Raw genomic sequence first — 13863 nt, 5'->3', positions numbered from 1 at the left:
TAATATGTCACGTCGTCGTCGCCCCGAAAAGCGCGTCATCCTGCCGGATCCCAAGTTCGGTGATGTCGTGCTGTCGAAGTTCATGAACAGCATCATGCAGGACGGCAAGAAGGCCGTTGCCGAACAGATCGTCTATGGCGCTCTCGACACTGTCGAAACGCGTTCCAAGAAGGACCCGATCGGCATGTTCCATGATGCCCTGAACAATGTAAAGCCCGGTATCGAAGTTCGCAGCCGCCGTGTCGGTGGTGCGACCTATCAGGTCCCGGTCGAAGTGCGTCCCGAACGCGCCCAGGCGCTGGCCATCCGCTGGCTGATCACCGCCGCGCGCAACCGCAGCGAAACCACCATGGCAGCCCGTCTGTCGGGTGAGCTGCTGGACGCCGCCAACAACCGCGGCAATGCCGTGAAGAAGCGCGAAGACACGCACCGCATGGCGGAAGCGAACCGCGCCTTCTCGCACTACCGCTGGTAATAAGGCAGGCGGGCGCCATCATGGTGCCCGTTTCGTCATTCGGCATCCGAAATCGGTCCGTTCGCCACGGGTGGCTACCCATGGCGAACGGATTGGTTTAGGGGCCACGCGCAGAATAAACGAATCCCCTCACCGCCGGCGCGCCGGCAACGGAGAAGCATCATGGCCCGCAGCCATCCGCTCGAACGCTATCGCAATTTCGGTATCATGGCGCATATCGACGCCGGCAAGACCACCACGACCGAGCGTATCCTCTACTACACCGGCAAGTCCTACAAGATCGGCGAAGTCCATGACGGCGCCGCGACCATGGACTGGATGGAGCAGGAGCAGGAACGTGGTATCACGATCACCTCGGCTGCAACGACCTGCATCTGGAACGATCACCGCCTGAACATCATCGACACCCCCGGCCACGTTGACTTCACCATCGAAGTCGAACGTTCGCTGCGCGTGCTCGACGGTGCGGTCGCCGCTTTCGACGGCGTGGCCGGTGTCGAGCCGCAGTCGGAAACCGTGTGGCGTCAGGCGGACAAGTACAAGGTTCCGCGGATGTGCTTCATCAACAAGCTCGACCGCACCGGCGCCAATTTCTATTATTGCGTTCAGACGATCATCGACCGTCTGGGCGCCGTCCCGGCCGTCCTGTATCTGCCCATCGGCGCAGAAGCGGACTTCAAGGGTCTGGTCGACCTCGTCGAAAACCGCGCCATCATCTGGAAGGATGAAAGCCTGGGCGCCGAATTCTTCTATGAAGAAATTCCGGCCGACCTGGCTGACAAGGCTGCCGAATATCGCGAAAAGCTGATCGAACTCGCCGTCGAACAGGACGACGAGGCGATGGAAGCCTATCTGGAAGGCAATGAACCCGACGTCGCGACCCTCAAGAAGCTGATCCGCAAGGGTACGCTGGGTCACGCCTTCGTGCCGGTGCTGTGCGGTTCGGCGTTCAAGAACAAGGGCGTTCAGCCGCTGCTCGACGCCGTCGTCGACTATCTGCCTTCGCCGCTCGACATCGAAGACGTCCAGGGCGTCAAGATGGACGGCGAAACGCCTGACAGCCGTGCGACCGCCGATGACGCGCCGTTCTCCGGCCTGGCGTTCAAGATCATGAACGACCCGTTCGTCGGCTCGCTCACCTTCCTGCGCGTCTATTCGGGTACGCTCACCAAGGGCACCTACCTGAACTCGGTGAAGGACAAGAAGGAAAAGATCGGTCGTATGCTCCTGATGCATGCGAACAGCCGTGAAGACATCGATACCGCCTATGCGGGCGACATCGTCGCGCTGGCCGGCATGAAGGAAACGACCACCGGCGACACGCTGTGCGCCGAACGTCAGCCGATCATTCTGGAACGCATGGAATTCCCCGAACCGGTCATCGAACTGTCGGTGGAACCCAAGACCAAGGCCGACCAGGAAAAGATGGGTGTCGCGCTCAATCGCCTGGCTGCCGAAGATCCTTCGTTCCGCGTATCGACCGATCACGAATCGGGCCAGACCATCATCAAGGGCATGGGCGAACTTCACCTCGAAATCCTGGTCGACCGCATGAAGCGCGAGTTCAAGGTCGAGGCGAACGTCGGTGCGCCGCAGGTGGCCTATCGCGAATATCTCAAGAAGCCGGTCGACATCGACTACACCCACAAGAAGCAGTCGGGTGGTACGGGTCAGTTCGGCCGCATCAAGGTGAAACTGACGCCGGGCGAACGCGGCGCGGGCATCATCTTCAAGGACGAAATCAAGGGCGGTAATATTCCCAAGGAATATATCCCCGCCATTGAAAAGGGTATGCGCGAAACGGCGGCCACTGGCTCGCTCATCGGCTTCCCGATCATCGACTTCGAAATCCTGCTCTATGACGGCGCCTATCACGACGTCGACTCGTCGGCGCTGGCGTTCGAAATCACGGGTCGCGCCGCCATGCGCGAAGCGGCCCAGAAGTCGGGCATCACCCTGCTCGAACCCGTCATGAAGGTCGAAGTCGTGACCCCGGAAGAATATCTGGGCGACGTCATCGGCGACATGAACAGCCGCCGTGGCCAGATCCAGGGCACCGACACCCGCGGTAACGCACAGGTCGTCGAAGCCATGGTTCCGCTGGCGAACATGTTCGGCTACGTGAACTCGCTGCGCTCCTTCACCCAGGGGCGTGCGAATTACTCGATGATCTTCTCGCACTATGACGAAGTGCCGCAGAATGTGGCGGACGAAGTCAAGGCGAAGATGGCCTGATGATTTTCCTGGGCCGAGCCGTGCGAACGGCTCGGTTTGGGGCTGGTAATCTCTAAATTTGCTGCTATGGACGCGCCTTCGCGAGGCGCGGCCGAGCGGTCAGACCAAAGCTGATTTGATTAGAAGGTAGGATATAATGGCTAAGGCTAAGTTTGAGCGGAACAAGCCGCACTGCAACATCGGCACCATCGGTCACGTTGACCATGGCAAGACCTCGCTGACCGCAGCGATCACCAAGGTGCTGGCCGAAACCGGCGGCGCGACCTTCGTTGACTATGCCAACATCGACAAGGCTCCCGAAGAGCGCGAACGCGGCATCACCATTTCGACCGCGCACGTCGAATATGAAACCGAACAGCGCCACTATGCGCACGTCGACTGCCCGGGTCACGCTGACTACGTCAAGAACATGATCACCGGTGCCGCCCAGATGGACGGCGCGATCCTGGTCGTTTCGGCCACCGACGGCCCGATGCCCCAGACCCGCGAGCACATCCTGCTTGCCCGTCAGGTCGGCGTGCCGCAGCTCGTCGTGTTCATGAACAAGGTTGACCTTGTCGACGACGCCGAAATTCTGGAACTGGTCGAACTCGAAATCCGTGAACTGCTCAGCAGCTACGACTTCGACGGCGACAACATTCCCGTCATCGCCGGTTCGGCTGTTGCCGCCCTTCAGGACAAGACCCCTGAAATCGGCCATGACGCCGTTCTGAAGCTGATGGCTGCCGTTGACAGCTTCATCCCGCAGCCGGAACGTCCGATCGACAAGGCATTCCTGATGCCGATCGAAGACGTGTTCTCGATCTCGGGCCGTGGTACGGTTGTGACCGGCCGCGTCGAAACCGGCATCATCAAGGTTGGTGAAGAAGTCGAAATCGTTGGCCTGAAGGCCACCGCCAAGACCACCGTCACCGGCGTGGAAATGTTCCGCAAGCTGCTCGACGAAGGTCGTGCAGGCGACAACATCGGCGCCCTGGTGCGCGGCACGAAGCGTGAAGAAGTTGAGCGTGGCCAGGTTCTGGCCAAGCCCGGCACCATCACCCCGCACACCGAATTCGACGCGGAAGTCTACGTCCTGTCGAAGGAAGAAGGTGGCCGTCACACCCCGTTCTTCGCGAACTATCGTCCGCAGTTCTACTTCCGCACCACCGACGTGACCGGCGAAGTGATCCTGCCCGAAGGCACCGAGATGGTCATGCCCGGCGACAACGTGAAGCTCGGCGTGAAGCTGATCGCCCCGATCGCCATGGATCCGGGTCTGCGCTTCGCCATCCGTGAAGGCGGTCGTACCGTCGGCGCAGGGGTTGTCGGCACGATCTCGAAGTAATATAGGACCGCAGCGGCGCGAATCGCCTGATTCGCGCCGCTGAGGATTTTAACCGCCCCGGATCGCCTTTCTCCGGCTCGCATGAGCTAGAAGGGCAGTTTGCGGGGCGGATATTTTTTGGTTGGCGCATTTTTGCAAATCATCGGCTGCTCCGGCTGATTTTAAAAATGCGCTGCGTTTTGGCTCTTTCGCATCGGTACAGGAATTATGGACAGCAACATCCGCATTCGTCTCAAGGCGTTCGATCATCGCGTGCTCGATCAGGCGACCGGCGACATCGCCGACACCGCCCGCCGCACCGGCGCCCTTATCCGCGGTCCCATTCCCCTTCCGACGCGCATCGAAAAGTTCACGGTCAACCGTGGCCCGCACATCGACAAGAAGTCGCGCGAGCAGTTCGAAGTCCGCACCTACAAGCGTATGCTTGACATTGTGCAGCCGACGCCGCAGACGGTCGACGCGCTGATGAAGCTGGACCTCGCGGCTGGCGTCAACGTCGAAATCAAGCTGGCCTAAGCCGGCAAGTCCCTGCCTCCTTCGGGTTGGCAGGGTATCGGGTATTCCGCCGCTCCTTCTCTGGAGCGCGGAAGCTCAAACGGACACAAGGGATACCGCACGGCCCCATCCGGTAAACCGGAACGGCGCGTGGTTCTGGTCCCCCGTCGTCTTTCCCGATGAGGGGAGGGCATCCAACCCGGACGGGGTGATTTGTAATTGGGTTGGGCCGCGAAGCAGAGATGCCGAGCGGTTTTTTCGTTGGATACGCCCGCTGCTAAGGCGGGCCTCTATGGGAGTAACAAGTGATGCGCACAGGCGTGATCGCTAAGAAAGTCGGGATGACCCGTCTGTTCCAAGAGGACGGACGTCATATTCCTGTTACGGTTCTTGCCCTCGAGGGCAATCAGGTCGTGGCTCGCAAGGAAGTCGATCGAGACGGTTACGTCGCGGTTCAGCTCGGTGCGGGCGTCGCGAAGGTCAAGAATGTCGCCAAACCGCAGCGCGGTCACTTCGCCAAGGCGGAAGTCGAGCCGAAGCAGCGTCTGGTCGAATTCCGTGTCGCCGAGGATGCGCTCCTCGATGTCGGCGCCGAAATCGCGGCCGATCACTTCATCGCCGGCCAGCTGGTCGATGTCGCTGGTCATACCCAGGGTAAGGGCTTTGCCGGTGCCATGAAGCGCTGGGGCTTCGGCGGTATGCGCGCCACCCACGGTGTGTCGATCAGCCACCGTGCCCATGGTTCGACGGGTAACCGTCAGGATCCGGGTCGCGTCTTCAAGAACAAGAAGATGGCGGGCCACATGGGTGACCGCGAGCGCACGCAGCAGAACCTCGAAATCGTCCGCACGGACGTCGAGCGTGGCCTGCTGTTCGTCAAGGGTTCGGTTCCGGGCGCCAAGGGCACCTGGCTGACCGTCAGCGACGCCGTCAAGGTGAAGCGCCCCGCCGACGTTCCGTATCCCGCCAGCCTGAAGGCTGCCGCGAACAGCAACACCGCCGCGGAAACGCCTGCTCAAGAAGCAGTCGCGCCCGAAGCGACCGAAGGCCAGGAGGGCTAAATCATGAAGGTCAATGTACAGACCCTCGACGCAGCAGCCGCCGGCGAACTGGAGCTGAATGACGACGTGTTCGGTCTTGAACCGCGCGCCGACATTCTGCACCGCGTCGTCACCTGGCAGCTCGAAAAGCGTCGTGGCACCGCCCGCGGCACCCGCGAGCGTTCGGACGTCGCCCGTACCGGCAAAAAGTTCGGTCGCCAGAAGGGCGGCGGTACCGCTCGTCACGGCGATCGCCGCGCACCCGTCTTCATCGGCGGTGGTAAGGCTCACGGTGCCCGCGTCCGTGACTTCAACCCCTCGCTGAACAAGAAGGTTCGCGCGCTGGGTCTGAAGATGGCGCTGTCGTCGAAGGTCAAGAGCGGCTCGCTCACCATCCTCGACAATCTGGACGTGGCTGAAGGCAAAACCAAGGCGCTGGTCGCCAACCTTGCCAAGCTGAACCTGAACAAGGTGCTGTTCATCGACGGCGACGCCGTGAACGTCAGCTTTGCTAAGGCTTCGGCGAACATCGTCGGCGTGAACCTGCTGCCGGCCGTTGGCGCCAACGTCTACGACATCCTGAAGGCCGACTCGCTGGTGCTCACCCGCGCCGCGGTCGAAAAGCTGGAGGCCCGTTTCAATGGCTAAGAAGCAAGCCGGGACCGTCGACAACCGTCATTACGACGTTGTTGTCGCCCCCCACATCACCGAGAAGTCGACCCTTCTCAGCGAAAATAACGCCGTGGTTTTCAAGGTTGCAGGCAACGCCTCCAAGCCGGAAATCAAGGCCGCTGTGGAAGCGATCTGGGGCGTTGACGTCAAGAGCGTCAACACGCTGGTCGTCAAGGGCAAGACGAAGCGCTGGAAGGGCAAGCCCTACACGCGCAGCGACGTGAAGAAGGCGATCGTCCGTCTGGCCGATGGTCAGTCGATCGACATCACCGAGGGAGTCCGTTAAAAATGGCTCTTAAGCATTATAACCCGACCAGCCCCGCCCAGCGCGGCCTGATCCTGGTCGACAAGTCCAGCCTGCACAAGGGCAAGCCCGTCAAGGCTCTGACCGAAGGCAAGCGCAAGACCGGTGGCCGCAACAACAAGGGTCATGTGACCTCGCGCGGTATCGGTGGCGGTCACAAGCAGCGTTATCGTATCATCGATTTCAAGCGCCGCCTGTGGGACGTCGAAGGCACGGTCGAGCGTCTGGAATATGACCCCAACCGCACCGCCTTCATCGCGCTGGTGAACTATCCCGACGGCACGCAGGCGTACATCATCGCGCCGCAGCGTCTGGCCCCCGGTGACAAGGTCATCGCTGGCAAGAAGACCGACGTGAAGCCGGGCAATGCGATGGAACTGGGTCAGATGCCGGTCGGCACGATCATCCACAACATCGAAATGAAGCCGGGCAAGGGCGCGCAGCTCTGCCGTTCGGCAGGCACCTATGCCCAGCTGGTCGGTCGCGACCGTGGCATGGTCATGGTGCGTCTGTCGTCGGGTGAACAGCGTTACATCCGTTCGGACTGCATGGGCACCGTTGGCGCCGTGTCGAACCCCGACAATGGCAACACCAACCTTGCCAAGGCTGGCCGCAACCGTTGGAACGGCATCCGTCCTCTGACGCGCGGTGTTGCGAAGAACCCGGTCGACCACCCGCATGGTGGTGGTGAAGGCCGGACCTCCGGTGGCCGTCATCCGGTGACGCCGTGGGGCAAGCCGACCAAGGGTGCACGCACCCGTCACAACAAGGCGACGGACAAGTTCATCATCCGTAGCCGCCACGCGAAGAAGAAGAGGTAAGCGAGATGGCTCGTTCCGTCTGGAAAGGTCCGTTCGTGGACCTCAGCCTTCTGAAGAAGGCGGAAACGGCGCAGGACGCCGGTGGCCGTGGTGGCCCGATCAAGACCTGGTCGCGCCGCTCCACCATCCTGCCGCAGTTCGTTGGCCTGACGTTCAACGTCTATAACGGCCGCAAGCATGTTCCGGTTCTCGTGAACGAGGAAATGGTTGGTCACAAGCTGGGCGAATTCGCCCCGACCCGCTACTTCCCCGGCCACGCCGCCGACAAGAAGGGCAAGCGCTAATGAGCAAGGAAAAGGCTCCCCGTCGCGTCGCCGACAATGAAGCGCTTGCCGTGGGCACGCAGATCCGTGGTTCGGCGCAGAAGTTGAACCTGGTTGCCACGCTCATCCGCGGCCGCAAGGTCGAAGACGCGCTGAACATCCTCGCCTTCTCGAAGAAGGCGATGGCTGTCGACGTGCGCAAGGTGCTGGCTTCGGCCATCGCCAACGCGGAAAACAACCACAATCTCGACGTCGATTCGCTGGTCGTCGCGGAAGCATCGGTGGGCAAGAGCTTCACCCTGAAGCGCTTCCACGCTCGCGGCCGCGGCAAGTCGACCCGGATCCTCAAGCCCTTCAGCCGCGTGCGCATCGTCGTGCGTGAAGCTGGCGAAGAAGCGGAGGCGTAAGCACATGGGTCACAAGAGCAATCCGATCGGTCTGCGTCTTCAGATCAACCGTACCTGGGACAGCCGCTGGTTCGCCGAAGGCGCCGACTATGGCCGCCTGCTGCTGGAAGATCTCAAGATCCGCCAGTATATTTTCAAGAACCTGCCGCAGGCAGCGATCTCGAAGGTGGTTATCGAGCGTCCGGCCAAGCTGTGCCGCGTGTCGATCTATGCCGCCCGTCCGGGCGTCATCATCGGCAAGAAGGGCGCGGACATTGAAAAGCTGCGTCGTAAGCTCGGCGCGCTGACCTCGTCCGACGTGTCGCTGAACATCGTCGAAATCCGCAAGCCGGAAATCGATTCGAAGCTCGTCGCACAGGGCATCGCCGATCAGCTGGAACGCCGCGTGGCTTTCCGCCGTGCGATGAAGCGTGCGGTGCAGTCGGCCCTGCGTCTGGGTGCCGAAGGCATCAAGATCACCTGCGGCGGCCGTCTGGGCGGCGCGGAAATCGCGCGCGTCGAATGGTATCGCGAAGGTCGCGTTCCGCTGCATACCCTGCGTGCGAACGTGGACTATGCCGAAGCCGAAGCCCACACCGCCTATGGCGTGTGCGGCATCAAGGTCTGGATCTTCAAGGGCGAAATCCTTGGTCACGATCCGATGGCCACCGACCGGCTGATGCTGGAGGCTCAGACCTCCGGCGTGCGCCCGGCGCGCTGAAGATAAGAAGGTAATAGCGTCATGCTGCAACCGAAGAAAATGAAGTTCCGCAAGACCTTCAAGGGTCGGATCAAGGGCGATGCCAAGGGTGGCTCGGCTCTGAATTTCGGCGCTTACGGTCTTAAGGCTCTGGAACCTGAGCGCGTCACCGCCCGTCAGATCGAAGCGGCCCGCCGCGCGATCCAGCGTCACCTTCGCCGTCAGGGCCGTCTGTGGATCCGCGTGTTCCCCGACGTTCCGGTTTCGAAGAAGCCCGCCGAAGTCCGTCAGGGTAAGGGTAAGGGTTCGGTCGAATATTGGGCAGCTCGCGTCAAGCCGGGCCGCATCCTGTTCGAACTGGACGGCGTTCCCGGCCCGCTCGCAGCAGAGGCCTTCTCGCGCGCCGCGATGAAGCTGCCCATCAAGACCAAGGTCGTTGCCCGCCTCGGCGACACCTCGCACCTGGAGGGTTAAGCCGTGGCGAACGTCGCAGACCTCAAGACCAAGACGGACGACGAACTGTCGACCGAACTCAACAACCTGAAGCGTGAGCAGTTCAATCTGCGCTTCCAGGCGGCCACCAACCAGCTGGAAAAGCCCAGCCGCGTGAAGGAAGTCCGTCGGTCGATCGCTCAGATCAAGACCCTGCAGACCGAGCGTAACCGCTCGGCTGCGAAGTAAAGGAAACTACACGATGCCCAAGCGCGTGCTGACGGGAACGGTGGTTTCCGACAAGACCGACAAGACGGTGGTGGTTCGCGTAGAGCGCAAGGTTAAGCATGCGCTCTACGGCAAGATCATCCGCCTGTCGAAGAAGTACCATGCCCATGATGAGGGCAATGTCTACAAGGAAGGCGAAACGGTCCGCATCGAAGAGACCGCTCCGATTTCCAAGCTCAAGACCTGGAAGGTCATCGAGCGCGTGGACACCCATAAGTCGCCGGAAACGGCTGCTTGATAGCGATTTCGAGGCGGTCGGTCACGATCGCCGTTTAAGAAATCGCGGTTAGGGAGACACTGAAGCGGCACGCGTTCGATCAGATCGCAAGCCGTTTCAGCGAGGCTCTAACAAAGCCTTTGGTAAAAAATGCGGCGCGGGGCTGGCCTTTTCCTTCGGGAACAGGTACAGGCCCGCGCTTCGCGTAGAGTCAAAGGCTCGCATGAGTCTCTATGCACGTGAATTCGGAACCGCCGGGAATTGCCCCGGTAGGCCAAATAAGAAGGAACCGGATCAATGATCCAGATGCAATCCAATCTTGACGTCGCTGACAACAGCGGCGCCAAGCGCGTCCAGTGCATCAAGGTGCTGGGCGGCTCGAAGCGTCGCTTCGCTGGCGTGGGCGACATCATCGTCGTCTCGATCAAGGAAGCTGCGCCTCGTGGCAAGGTGAAGAAGGGTGACGTGCATCGTGCCGTCATCGTGCGCACGGCGAAGGACATTCGTCGCGCCGACGGCAGCGTCATCCGTTTCGATGGCAACGCCGCTGTGCTGATCAACAAGAACGAGGAGCCGATCGGCACCCGTATCTTTGGCCCGGTCGTTCGCGAACTGCGCGCCAAGAAGCACATGAAGATCATCAGCCTTGCTCCTGAGGTGCTGTAATGAGCGCTGCTAAGATCAAGAAGGGCGACAAGGTCGTCATCCTGGCTGGCAAGGACAAGGGCCGTACCGGCGCCGTCCTCCAGGTCCTGCCCAAGGCGGACAAGGTTCTAGTGGAAGGCGTGAACGTTCACGCCAAGCACCGCAAGCCCGACCAGGCGAACCCGCAGGGTGGCATCGAGCGCAAGCCTGCGCCGCTCCACATTTCCAACGTCGCTGTCGCCGACAAGGACGGCAAGCCGACCCGCGTTCGTTTCGAGGAACGCGACGGCAAGAAGGTCCGCGTCGCCGTCAAGTCCGGTGAGGTGCTGTAATGAGCGACAAGTACACCCCGCGTTCGAAGTCGGTCTATGATGCCGAAATCGTCAAGGCGATGACCGAAAAGTTCGGTTACAAGAACGTCATGGAAATTCCCCGGATCGAAAAGATCACGCTCAACATGGGCGTCGGTGAAGCCACCCAGGACAAGAAGAAGGTCACGTCGGCCGCCGAGGAAATGGAACTGATCGCCGGTCAGAAGCCGGTCATCACCAAGGCGAAGAAGTCGATCGCGCAGTTCAAGCTGCGTGAAGGCATGCCGATCGGTGCCAAGGTCACGCTGCGTCGTGAACGCATGTATGAATTTCTGGATCGTCTGATCAACATCGCGCTCCCCCGCGTGCGCGACTTCCGGGGCCTGAACCCGAAGAGCTTCGATGGCCGTGGCAACTATGCCTTCGGTATCAAGGAGCAGATCATCTTCCCGGAAATCAGCTATGATCGTGTCGACAAGGTACGCGGCATGGACATCATCGTGACCACCACGGCGAAGACGGACGACGAAGCGCGCGAACTGCTGCGCCTCTTCGGTTTCCCCTTCCCGATCGAAGAGAAGCAGGCGGCCTAATCTAGGCCCCGCTTCTCTCCCAAACGCTTAAGCTAAGGAAGAGAACTTAAGTCATGGCGAAACTGAGTTCGATCAACAAGAACGAGCGCCGCAAGAAGCTGGTGAAGAAGTACGCTGGCCGTTATGCGAAGCTCAAGGCGATCGCGAATGATACCGCGGCCGACGACAGCGATCGTCTGATCGCGCGTCTGAAGATGGCGGAGATCCCCCGCAACGGCAACCCGACCCGCGTTCGGAACCGCTGCGAACTGACGGGGCGTCCCCGCGCTTATTACCGCAAATTCCGCCTCTGCCGCGTGCAGCTGCGTGATCTGGCCAACAAGGGCCTGATCCCCGGCGTCACCAAGTCGAGCTGGTAAGGATCATTTGAGATGGCATTGACCGATCCCCTGGGTGATATGCTCACCCGCATCCGCAACGGGCAGCAGGCGAAGAAGGACAGCGTGATGTCCCCCGCTTCCAAGCTGCGCGCCCGCGTGCTCGACGTTCTCCAGCGCGAAGGCTATATCCGCGGTTATTCCGAGGAAGCTCTTGGCAACCATGCTGGTCTGCGCATCGAGCTCAAATATTTCGAAGGACAGCCCGCGATCAAGCATGTCGCCCGCGTGTCCAAGCCTGGCCGCCGCGTCTATTCGGGTTCGAAAGAACTGCCGATCGTGCGCAACGGCCTGGGCATCACCATCGTATCGACGCCTCGCGGCGTTCTGTCCGACGCGGAAGCGCGCGAACAGAATGTCGGCGGCGAAGTGCTGGCGGAGGTGTTCTGATGAGCCGTACTGGTAAGAAGCCGGTTGCCGTCCCTGCGGGCGTCACCGCGTCGATCGCCGATGGCGAGCTGTCGGTGAAGGGCCCCAAGGGCACCTTGTCGATCCCGCTGGCCAACGAAGTCACCTACAGCATCGAAGACGGTGTGATCGCGGTGAAGCCTGCCAACGACGGTAAGCGCGCTCGCGCTTTCTGGGGCATGCAGCGTACCCTGATCGCCAACCTGATCACTGGCGTGACCGAAGGTTACACCAAGAAGCTGCTGATCACCGGCGTCGGTTATCGTGCGGATGCCAAGGGCAAGGTTCTGAACCTGAAGCTTGGCTACTCGCATGACGTCGACTTCGACGTGCCCGAAGGTATCGAGATCAAGACCCCGGATAACACCACGGTCGAAATCAGCGGTATCGACAAGCAGAAGGTGGGTCAGGTAGCCGCCGAGATCCGCCGCTGGCGCAAGCCCGAACCCTATAAGGGCAAGGGTATCAAGTACGCCGGCGAGTTCATCTTCCGCAAGGAAGGGAAGAAGAAGTAAGATGGCAAAGCTTTCCCTCTTCGCGCGGCGTCGTCGCCGCGTTCGCACCGCGCTCAAGGCTGTTTCGGGCACGCGCCCGCGCCTCAGCGTCCATCGTTCGGGCCGTCACATCTATGCCCAGGTCATCGACGACGTCGCGGGTAAGACCGTTGCCGCCGCTTCGACCCTGGACAAGGACGTGGGTTCGAAGGCTCTGGGCAAGACCGGCGCCTCCTCCGAAGCTGCTGCCGATGTCGGCAAGCGCGTCGCCGCTGCGGCGGCCGCTGCCGGTGTTACCAAGGTCGTTTTCGACCGTGGTGGCTTCCTGTTCCATGGCCGCGTCAAGGCGCTGGCCGATGCCGCCCGTGAAGGCGGGCTGGAGTTCTGATCATGGCTGACGAAAACACCAACGAAGTCGTCGCGCCCGTCGAGGGTGCTGAGGCTCAGACCGAAGGTCGTGGTCCCGGCCGTGGCCGTGGCAACCGTGGCGGTGGCGATCGCAACCGTGGCGAACGCGGTGGCCGTGGCCGTCGCGACGATCGTCGCGGTGGCAACCGTGACGAGGAACAGGGTGAAGAGCTGATCGAGAAGCTGGTTCACATCAACCGCGTCTCGAAGACCGTCAAGGGCGGTAAGCGCTTCGGCTTCGCTGCTCTCGTCGTTGTCGGCGATGGCAAGGGCCGTGCGGGCTTCGGCCATGGCAAGGCGCGCGAAGTGCCTGAAGCCATCAGCAAGGCGACCGCCGCTGCCAAGAAGGCAATGGTTCGCGTTCCGCTGAAGGAAGGCCGCACCCTGCACCATGACGGCCTCGGCCACTTCGGCGCTGGCAAGGTGACCGTGCGTTCGGCGCCTGCCGGTACGGGTATCATCGCCGGTGGTCCGATGCGCGCCGTGTTCGAAAGCCTCGGCGTCGCTGACGTCGTGACCAAGTCGAACGGCACGTCGAACCCCTACAACATGATCCGTGCGACCTTCGCGGCTCTGGTCGAACAGACCAGCCCGAAGTCGGTGGCGCAGCGTCGTGGCAAGAAGGTCGCCGACCTTCTGCGTCGCGGTGGTGCCTCTGCCGACGTCGCGCAGGCTGATGCCGAAGCGATTGCGGAGTAACTGACATGGCGAAGATCAAGATCAAGCAGATCGGTTCGCCGATCCGTCGCCCCGAAGCCCAGAAGAAAATTCTGGTCGGCCTGGGCCTTGGCAAGATGAACCGCGTGGTGGAACTGGAAGACACGGCGGAAGTCCGCGGTGCCATCAAGAAGCTGCCCCACATGGTGGAAGTGGTCGAAGGCTAAGCCTTCCGACTTCTAAGAAACGGAAAAGGGGCGGGTAGCCGTCGCGCACAGGGCCGGTGGGTTTTTAAGGTGGGGGGGGGGGGGCGCT

General features: G+C 61.4%; 23 protein-coding genes. All 23 read left to right on the top strand.

Annotated features, from left to right (window positions below):
* Positions 1 to 4: 4 nt before the first annotated feature.
* Positions 5 to 475, top strand: coding sequence for a 30S ribosomal protein S7 (gene rpsG, locus ACOJSJ_RS16100; RefSeq protein ID WP_420145976.1), 471 nt, complete (start codon positions 5 to 7; stop codon positions 473 to 475).
* Between the two features lie 162 nt (positions 476 to 637).
* Positions 638 to 2710 carry an elongation factor G gene (gene fusA / locus ACOJSJ_RS16095; RefSeq protein WP_420145975.1) on the top strand — a complete coding sequence of 691 codons (2073 nt, stop codon included), beginning with the start codon at positions 638 to 640 and terminating at the stop codon, positions 2708 to 2710.
* A gap of 136 nt (positions 2711 to 2846) precedes the next feature.
* Positions 2847 to 4037: an elongation factor Tu gene (gene tuf, locus ACOJSJ_RS16090; protein ID WP_420145974.1), complete on the top strand. Its 1191-nt coding sequence runs from the start codon at positions 2847 to 2849 to the stop codon at positions 4035 to 4037.
* Between the two features lie 207 nt (positions 4038 to 4244).
* On the top strand, positions 4245 to 4553 hold the full coding sequence (gene rpsJ, locus ACOJSJ_RS16085) for a 30S ribosomal protein S10 (protein WP_007686587.1): 309 nt from the start codon (positions 4245 to 4247) through the stop codon (positions 4551 to 4553).
* A 287-nt stretch (positions 4554 to 4840) separates the two neighbouring features.
* On the top strand, positions 4841 to 5593 hold the full coding sequence (rplC, locus tag ACOJSJ_RS16080; RefSeq protein WP_420146015.1) for a 50S ribosomal protein L3: 753 nt from the start codon (positions 4841 to 4843) through the stop codon (positions 5591 to 5593).
* A gap of 3 nt (positions 5594 to 5596) precedes the next feature.
* Positions 5597 to 6220, top strand: a complete 624-nt coding sequence (rplD, locus tag ACOJSJ_RS16075) for a 50S ribosomal protein L4 (protein WP_420145973.1) — start codon at positions 5597 to 5599, stop codon at positions 6218 to 6220.
* Positions 6213 to 6530 carry a 50S ribosomal protein L23 gene (locus tag ACOJSJ_RS16070; protein WP_420145972.1) on the top strand — a complete coding sequence of 106 codons (318 nt, stop codon included), beginning with the start codon at positions 6213 to 6215 and terminating at the stop codon, positions 6528 to 6530. The genes rplD and ACOJSJ_RS16070 overlap by 8 nt, the downstream gene beginning before the upstream one ends.
* A 2-nt stretch (positions 6531 to 6532) precedes the next feature.
* Positions 6533 to 7369: a 50S ribosomal protein L2 gene (gene rplB, locus ACOJSJ_RS16065; protein ID WP_004208720.1), complete on the top strand. Its 837-nt coding sequence runs from the start codon at positions 6533 to 6535 to the stop codon at positions 7367 to 7369.
* Positions 7370 to 7374: 5 nt separating this feature from the next.
* Complete coding sequence (gene rpsS, locus ACOJSJ_RS16060; protein WP_420145971.1) at positions 7375 to 7653, top strand: 30S ribosomal protein S19; 279 nt, start codon at positions 7375 to 7377, stop codon at positions 7651 to 7653.
* Complete coding sequence (gene rplV, locus ACOJSJ_RS16055) at positions 7653 to 8039, top strand: 50S ribosomal protein L22 (protein ID WP_224550565.1); 387 nt, start codon at positions 7653 to 7655, stop codon at positions 8037 to 8039. Before rpsS ends, rplV begins: the two co-directional genes overlap by 1 nt.
* A gap of 4 nt (positions 8040 to 8043) precedes the next feature.
* Positions 8044 to 8739 carry a 30S ribosomal protein S3 gene (gene rpsC, locus ACOJSJ_RS16050; RefSeq protein WP_420145970.1) on the top strand — a complete coding sequence of 232 codons (696 nt, stop codon included), beginning with the start codon at positions 8044 to 8046 and terminating at the stop codon, positions 8737 to 8739.
* A gap of 21 nt (positions 8740 to 8760) precedes the next feature.
* Entirely contained in the window at positions 8761 to 9192 is a 432-nt protein-coding gene (gene rplP / locus ACOJSJ_RS16045) for a 50S ribosomal protein L16 (RefSeq protein ID WP_007686573.1), read from the top strand.
* A gap of 3 nt (positions 9193 to 9195) precedes the next feature.
* On the top strand, positions 9196 to 9399 hold the full coding sequence (rpmC, locus tag ACOJSJ_RS16040; RefSeq protein WP_007707894.1) for a 50S ribosomal protein L29: 204 nt from the start codon (positions 9196 to 9198) through the stop codon (positions 9397 to 9399).
* Between the two features lie 13 nt (positions 9400 to 9412).
* Positions 9413 to 9676 carry a 30S ribosomal protein S17 gene (gene rpsQ, locus ACOJSJ_RS16035; protein ID WP_009820639.1) on the top strand — a complete coding sequence of 88 codons (264 nt, stop codon included), beginning with the start codon at positions 9413 to 9415 and terminating at the stop codon, positions 9674 to 9676.
* A gap of 276 nt (positions 9677 to 9952) precedes the next feature.
* The gene (rplN, locus tag ACOJSJ_RS16030) at positions 9953 to 10321 is read left to right on the top strand and encodes a 50S ribosomal protein L14 (RefSeq protein ID WP_056691686.1); all 369 of its coding nucleotides are present in this window, start codon (positions 9953 to 9955) and stop codon (positions 10319 to 10321) included.
* Complete coding sequence (gene rplX, locus ACOJSJ_RS16025; protein WP_420145969.1) at positions 10321 to 10632, top strand: 50S ribosomal protein L24; 312 nt, start codon at positions 10321 to 10323, stop codon at positions 10630 to 10632. The genes rplN and rplX overlap by 1 nt, the downstream gene beginning before the upstream one ends.
* Complete coding sequence (gene rplE / locus ACOJSJ_RS16020; protein WP_420145968.1) at positions 10632 to 11204, top strand: 50S ribosomal protein L5; 573 nt, start codon at positions 10632 to 10634, stop codon at positions 11202 to 11204. The genes rplX and rplE overlap by 1 nt, the downstream gene beginning before the upstream one ends.
* A gap of 53 nt (positions 11205 to 11257) precedes the next feature.
* Positions 11258 to 11563, top strand: coding sequence for a 30S ribosomal protein S14 (gene rpsN / locus ACOJSJ_RS16015; RefSeq protein WP_007707881.1), 306 nt, complete (start codon positions 11258 to 11260; stop codon positions 11561 to 11563).
* 12 nt (positions 11564 to 11575) lie between these two features.
* Positions 11576 to 11971, top strand: a complete 396-nt coding sequence (gene rpsH / locus ACOJSJ_RS16010; protein WP_420145967.1) for a 30S ribosomal protein S8 — start codon at positions 11576 to 11578, stop codon at positions 11969 to 11971.
* The gene (rplF, locus tag ACOJSJ_RS16005; RefSeq protein ID WP_420145966.1) at positions 11971 to 12504 is read left to right on the top strand and encodes a 50S ribosomal protein L6; all 534 of its coding nucleotides are present in this window, start codon (positions 11971 to 11973) and stop codon (positions 12502 to 12504) included. Before rpsH ends, rplF begins: the two co-directional genes overlap by 1 nt.
* 1 nt (position 12505) lies before the next feature.
* Positions 12506 to 12871: a 50S ribosomal protein L18 gene (rplR, locus tag ACOJSJ_RS16000; protein ID WP_420145965.1), complete on the top strand. Its 366-nt coding sequence runs from the start codon at positions 12506 to 12508 to the stop codon at positions 12869 to 12871.
* Positions 12872 to 12873: 2 nt separating this feature from the next.
* Positions 12874 to 13590 carry a 30S ribosomal protein S5 gene (rpsE, locus tag ACOJSJ_RS15995; protein ID WP_420145964.1) on the top strand — a complete coding sequence of 239 codons (717 nt, stop codon included), beginning with the start codon at positions 12874 to 12876 and terminating at the stop codon, positions 13588 to 13590.
* Between the two features lie 5 nt (positions 13591 to 13595).
* Positions 13596 to 13775 carry a 50S ribosomal protein L30 gene (rpmD, locus tag ACOJSJ_RS15990; RefSeq protein WP_420145963.1) on the top strand — a complete coding sequence of 60 codons (180 nt, stop codon included), beginning with the start codon at positions 13596 to 13598 and terminating at the stop codon, positions 13773 to 13775.
* Positions 13776 to 13863: the final 88 nt, after the last annotated feature.

Source organism: Sphingobium sp., assembly GCF_048594625.1.
Taxonomy (GTDB): Bacteria; Pseudomonadota; Alphaproteobacteria; order Sphingomonadales; family Sphingomonadaceae; genus Sphingobium.
This window is presented reverse-complemented; position numbering and strand designations above follow the sequence as displayed.

Excerpts from the sequence above, each read along its gene's own strand:
- rpsG (WP_420145976.1), top strand. The coding sequence starts at position 5 with ATGTCACGTCGTCGTCGCCCCGAAAAGCGCGTCATCCTGCCGGATCCC.
- fusA (WP_420145975.1), top strand. The coding sequence starts at position 638 with ATGGCCCGCAGCCATCCGCTCGAACGCTATCGCAATTTCGGTATCATG.
- tuf (WP_420145974.1), top strand. The coding sequence starts at position 2,847 with ATGGCTAAGGCTAAGTTTGAGCGGAACAAGCCGCACTGCAACATCGGC.
- rpsJ (WP_007686587.1), top strand. The coding sequence starts at position 4,245 with ATGGACAGCAACATCCGCATTCGTCTCAAGGCGTTCGATCATCGCGTG.
- rplC (WP_420146015.1), top strand. The coding sequence starts at position 4,841 with ATGCGCACAGGCGTGATCGCTAAGAAAGTCGGGATGACCCGTCTGTTC.
- rplD (WP_420145973.1), top strand. The coding sequence starts at position 5,597 with ATGAAGGTCAATGTACAGACCCTCGACGCAGCAGCCGCCGGCGAACTG.
- ACOJSJ_RS16070 (WP_420145972.1), top strand. The coding sequence starts at position 6,213 with ATGGCTAAGAAGCAAGCCGGGACCGTCGACAACCGTCATTACGACGTT.
- rplB (WP_004208720.1), top strand. The coding sequence starts at position 6,533 with ATGGCTCTTAAGCATTATAACCCGACCAGCCCCGCCCAGCGCGGCCTG.
- rpsS (WP_420145971.1), top strand. The coding sequence starts at position 7,375 with ATGGCTCGTTCCGTCTGGAAAGGTCCGTTCGTGGACCTCAGCCTTCTG.
- rplV (WP_224550565.1), top strand. The coding sequence starts at position 7,653 with ATGAGCAAGGAAAAGGCTCCCCGTCGCGTCGCCGACAATGAAGCGCTT.
- rpsC (WP_420145970.1), top strand. The coding sequence starts at position 8,044 with ATGGGTCACAAGAGCAATCCGATCGGTCTGCGTCTTCAGATCAACCGT.
- rplP (WP_007686573.1), top strand. The coding sequence starts at position 8,761 with ATGCTGCAACCGAAGAAAATGAAGTTCCGCAAGACCTTCAAGGGTCGG.
- rpsQ (WP_009820639.1), top strand. The coding sequence starts at position 9,413 with ATGCCCAAGCGCGTGCTGACGGGAACGGTGGTTTCCGACAAGACCGAC.
- rplN (WP_056691686.1), top strand. The coding sequence starts at position 9,953 with ATGATCCAGATGCAATCCAATCTTGACGTCGCTGACAACAGCGGCGCC.
- rplX (WP_420145969.1), top strand. The coding sequence starts at position 10,321 with ATGAGCGCTGCTAAGATCAAGAAGGGCGACAAGGTCGTCATCCTGGCT.
- rplE (WP_420145968.1), top strand. The coding sequence starts at position 10,632 with ATGAGCGACAAGTACACCCCGCGTTCGAAGTCGGTCTATGATGCCGAA.
- rpsN (WP_007707881.1), top strand. The coding sequence starts at position 11,258 with ATGGCGAAACTGAGTTCGATCAACAAGAACGAGCGCCGCAAGAAGCTG.
- rpsH (WP_420145967.1), top strand. The coding sequence starts at position 11,576 with ATGGCATTGACCGATCCCCTGGGTGATATGCTCACCCGCATCCGCAAC.
- rplF (WP_420145966.1), top strand. The coding sequence starts at position 11,971 with ATGAGCCGTACTGGTAAGAAGCCGGTTGCCGTCCCTGCGGGCGTCACC.
- rplR (WP_420145965.1), top strand. The coding sequence starts at position 12,506 with ATGGCAAAGCTTTCCCTCTTCGCGCGGCGTCGTCGCCGCGTTCGCACC.
- rpsE (WP_420145964.1), top strand. The coding sequence starts at position 12,874 with ATGGCTGACGAAAACACCAACGAAGTCGTCGCGCCCGTCGAGGGTGCT.
- rpmD (WP_420145963.1), top strand. The coding sequence starts at position 13,596 with ATGGCGAAGATCAAGATCAAGCAGATCGGTTCGCCGATCCGTCGCCCC.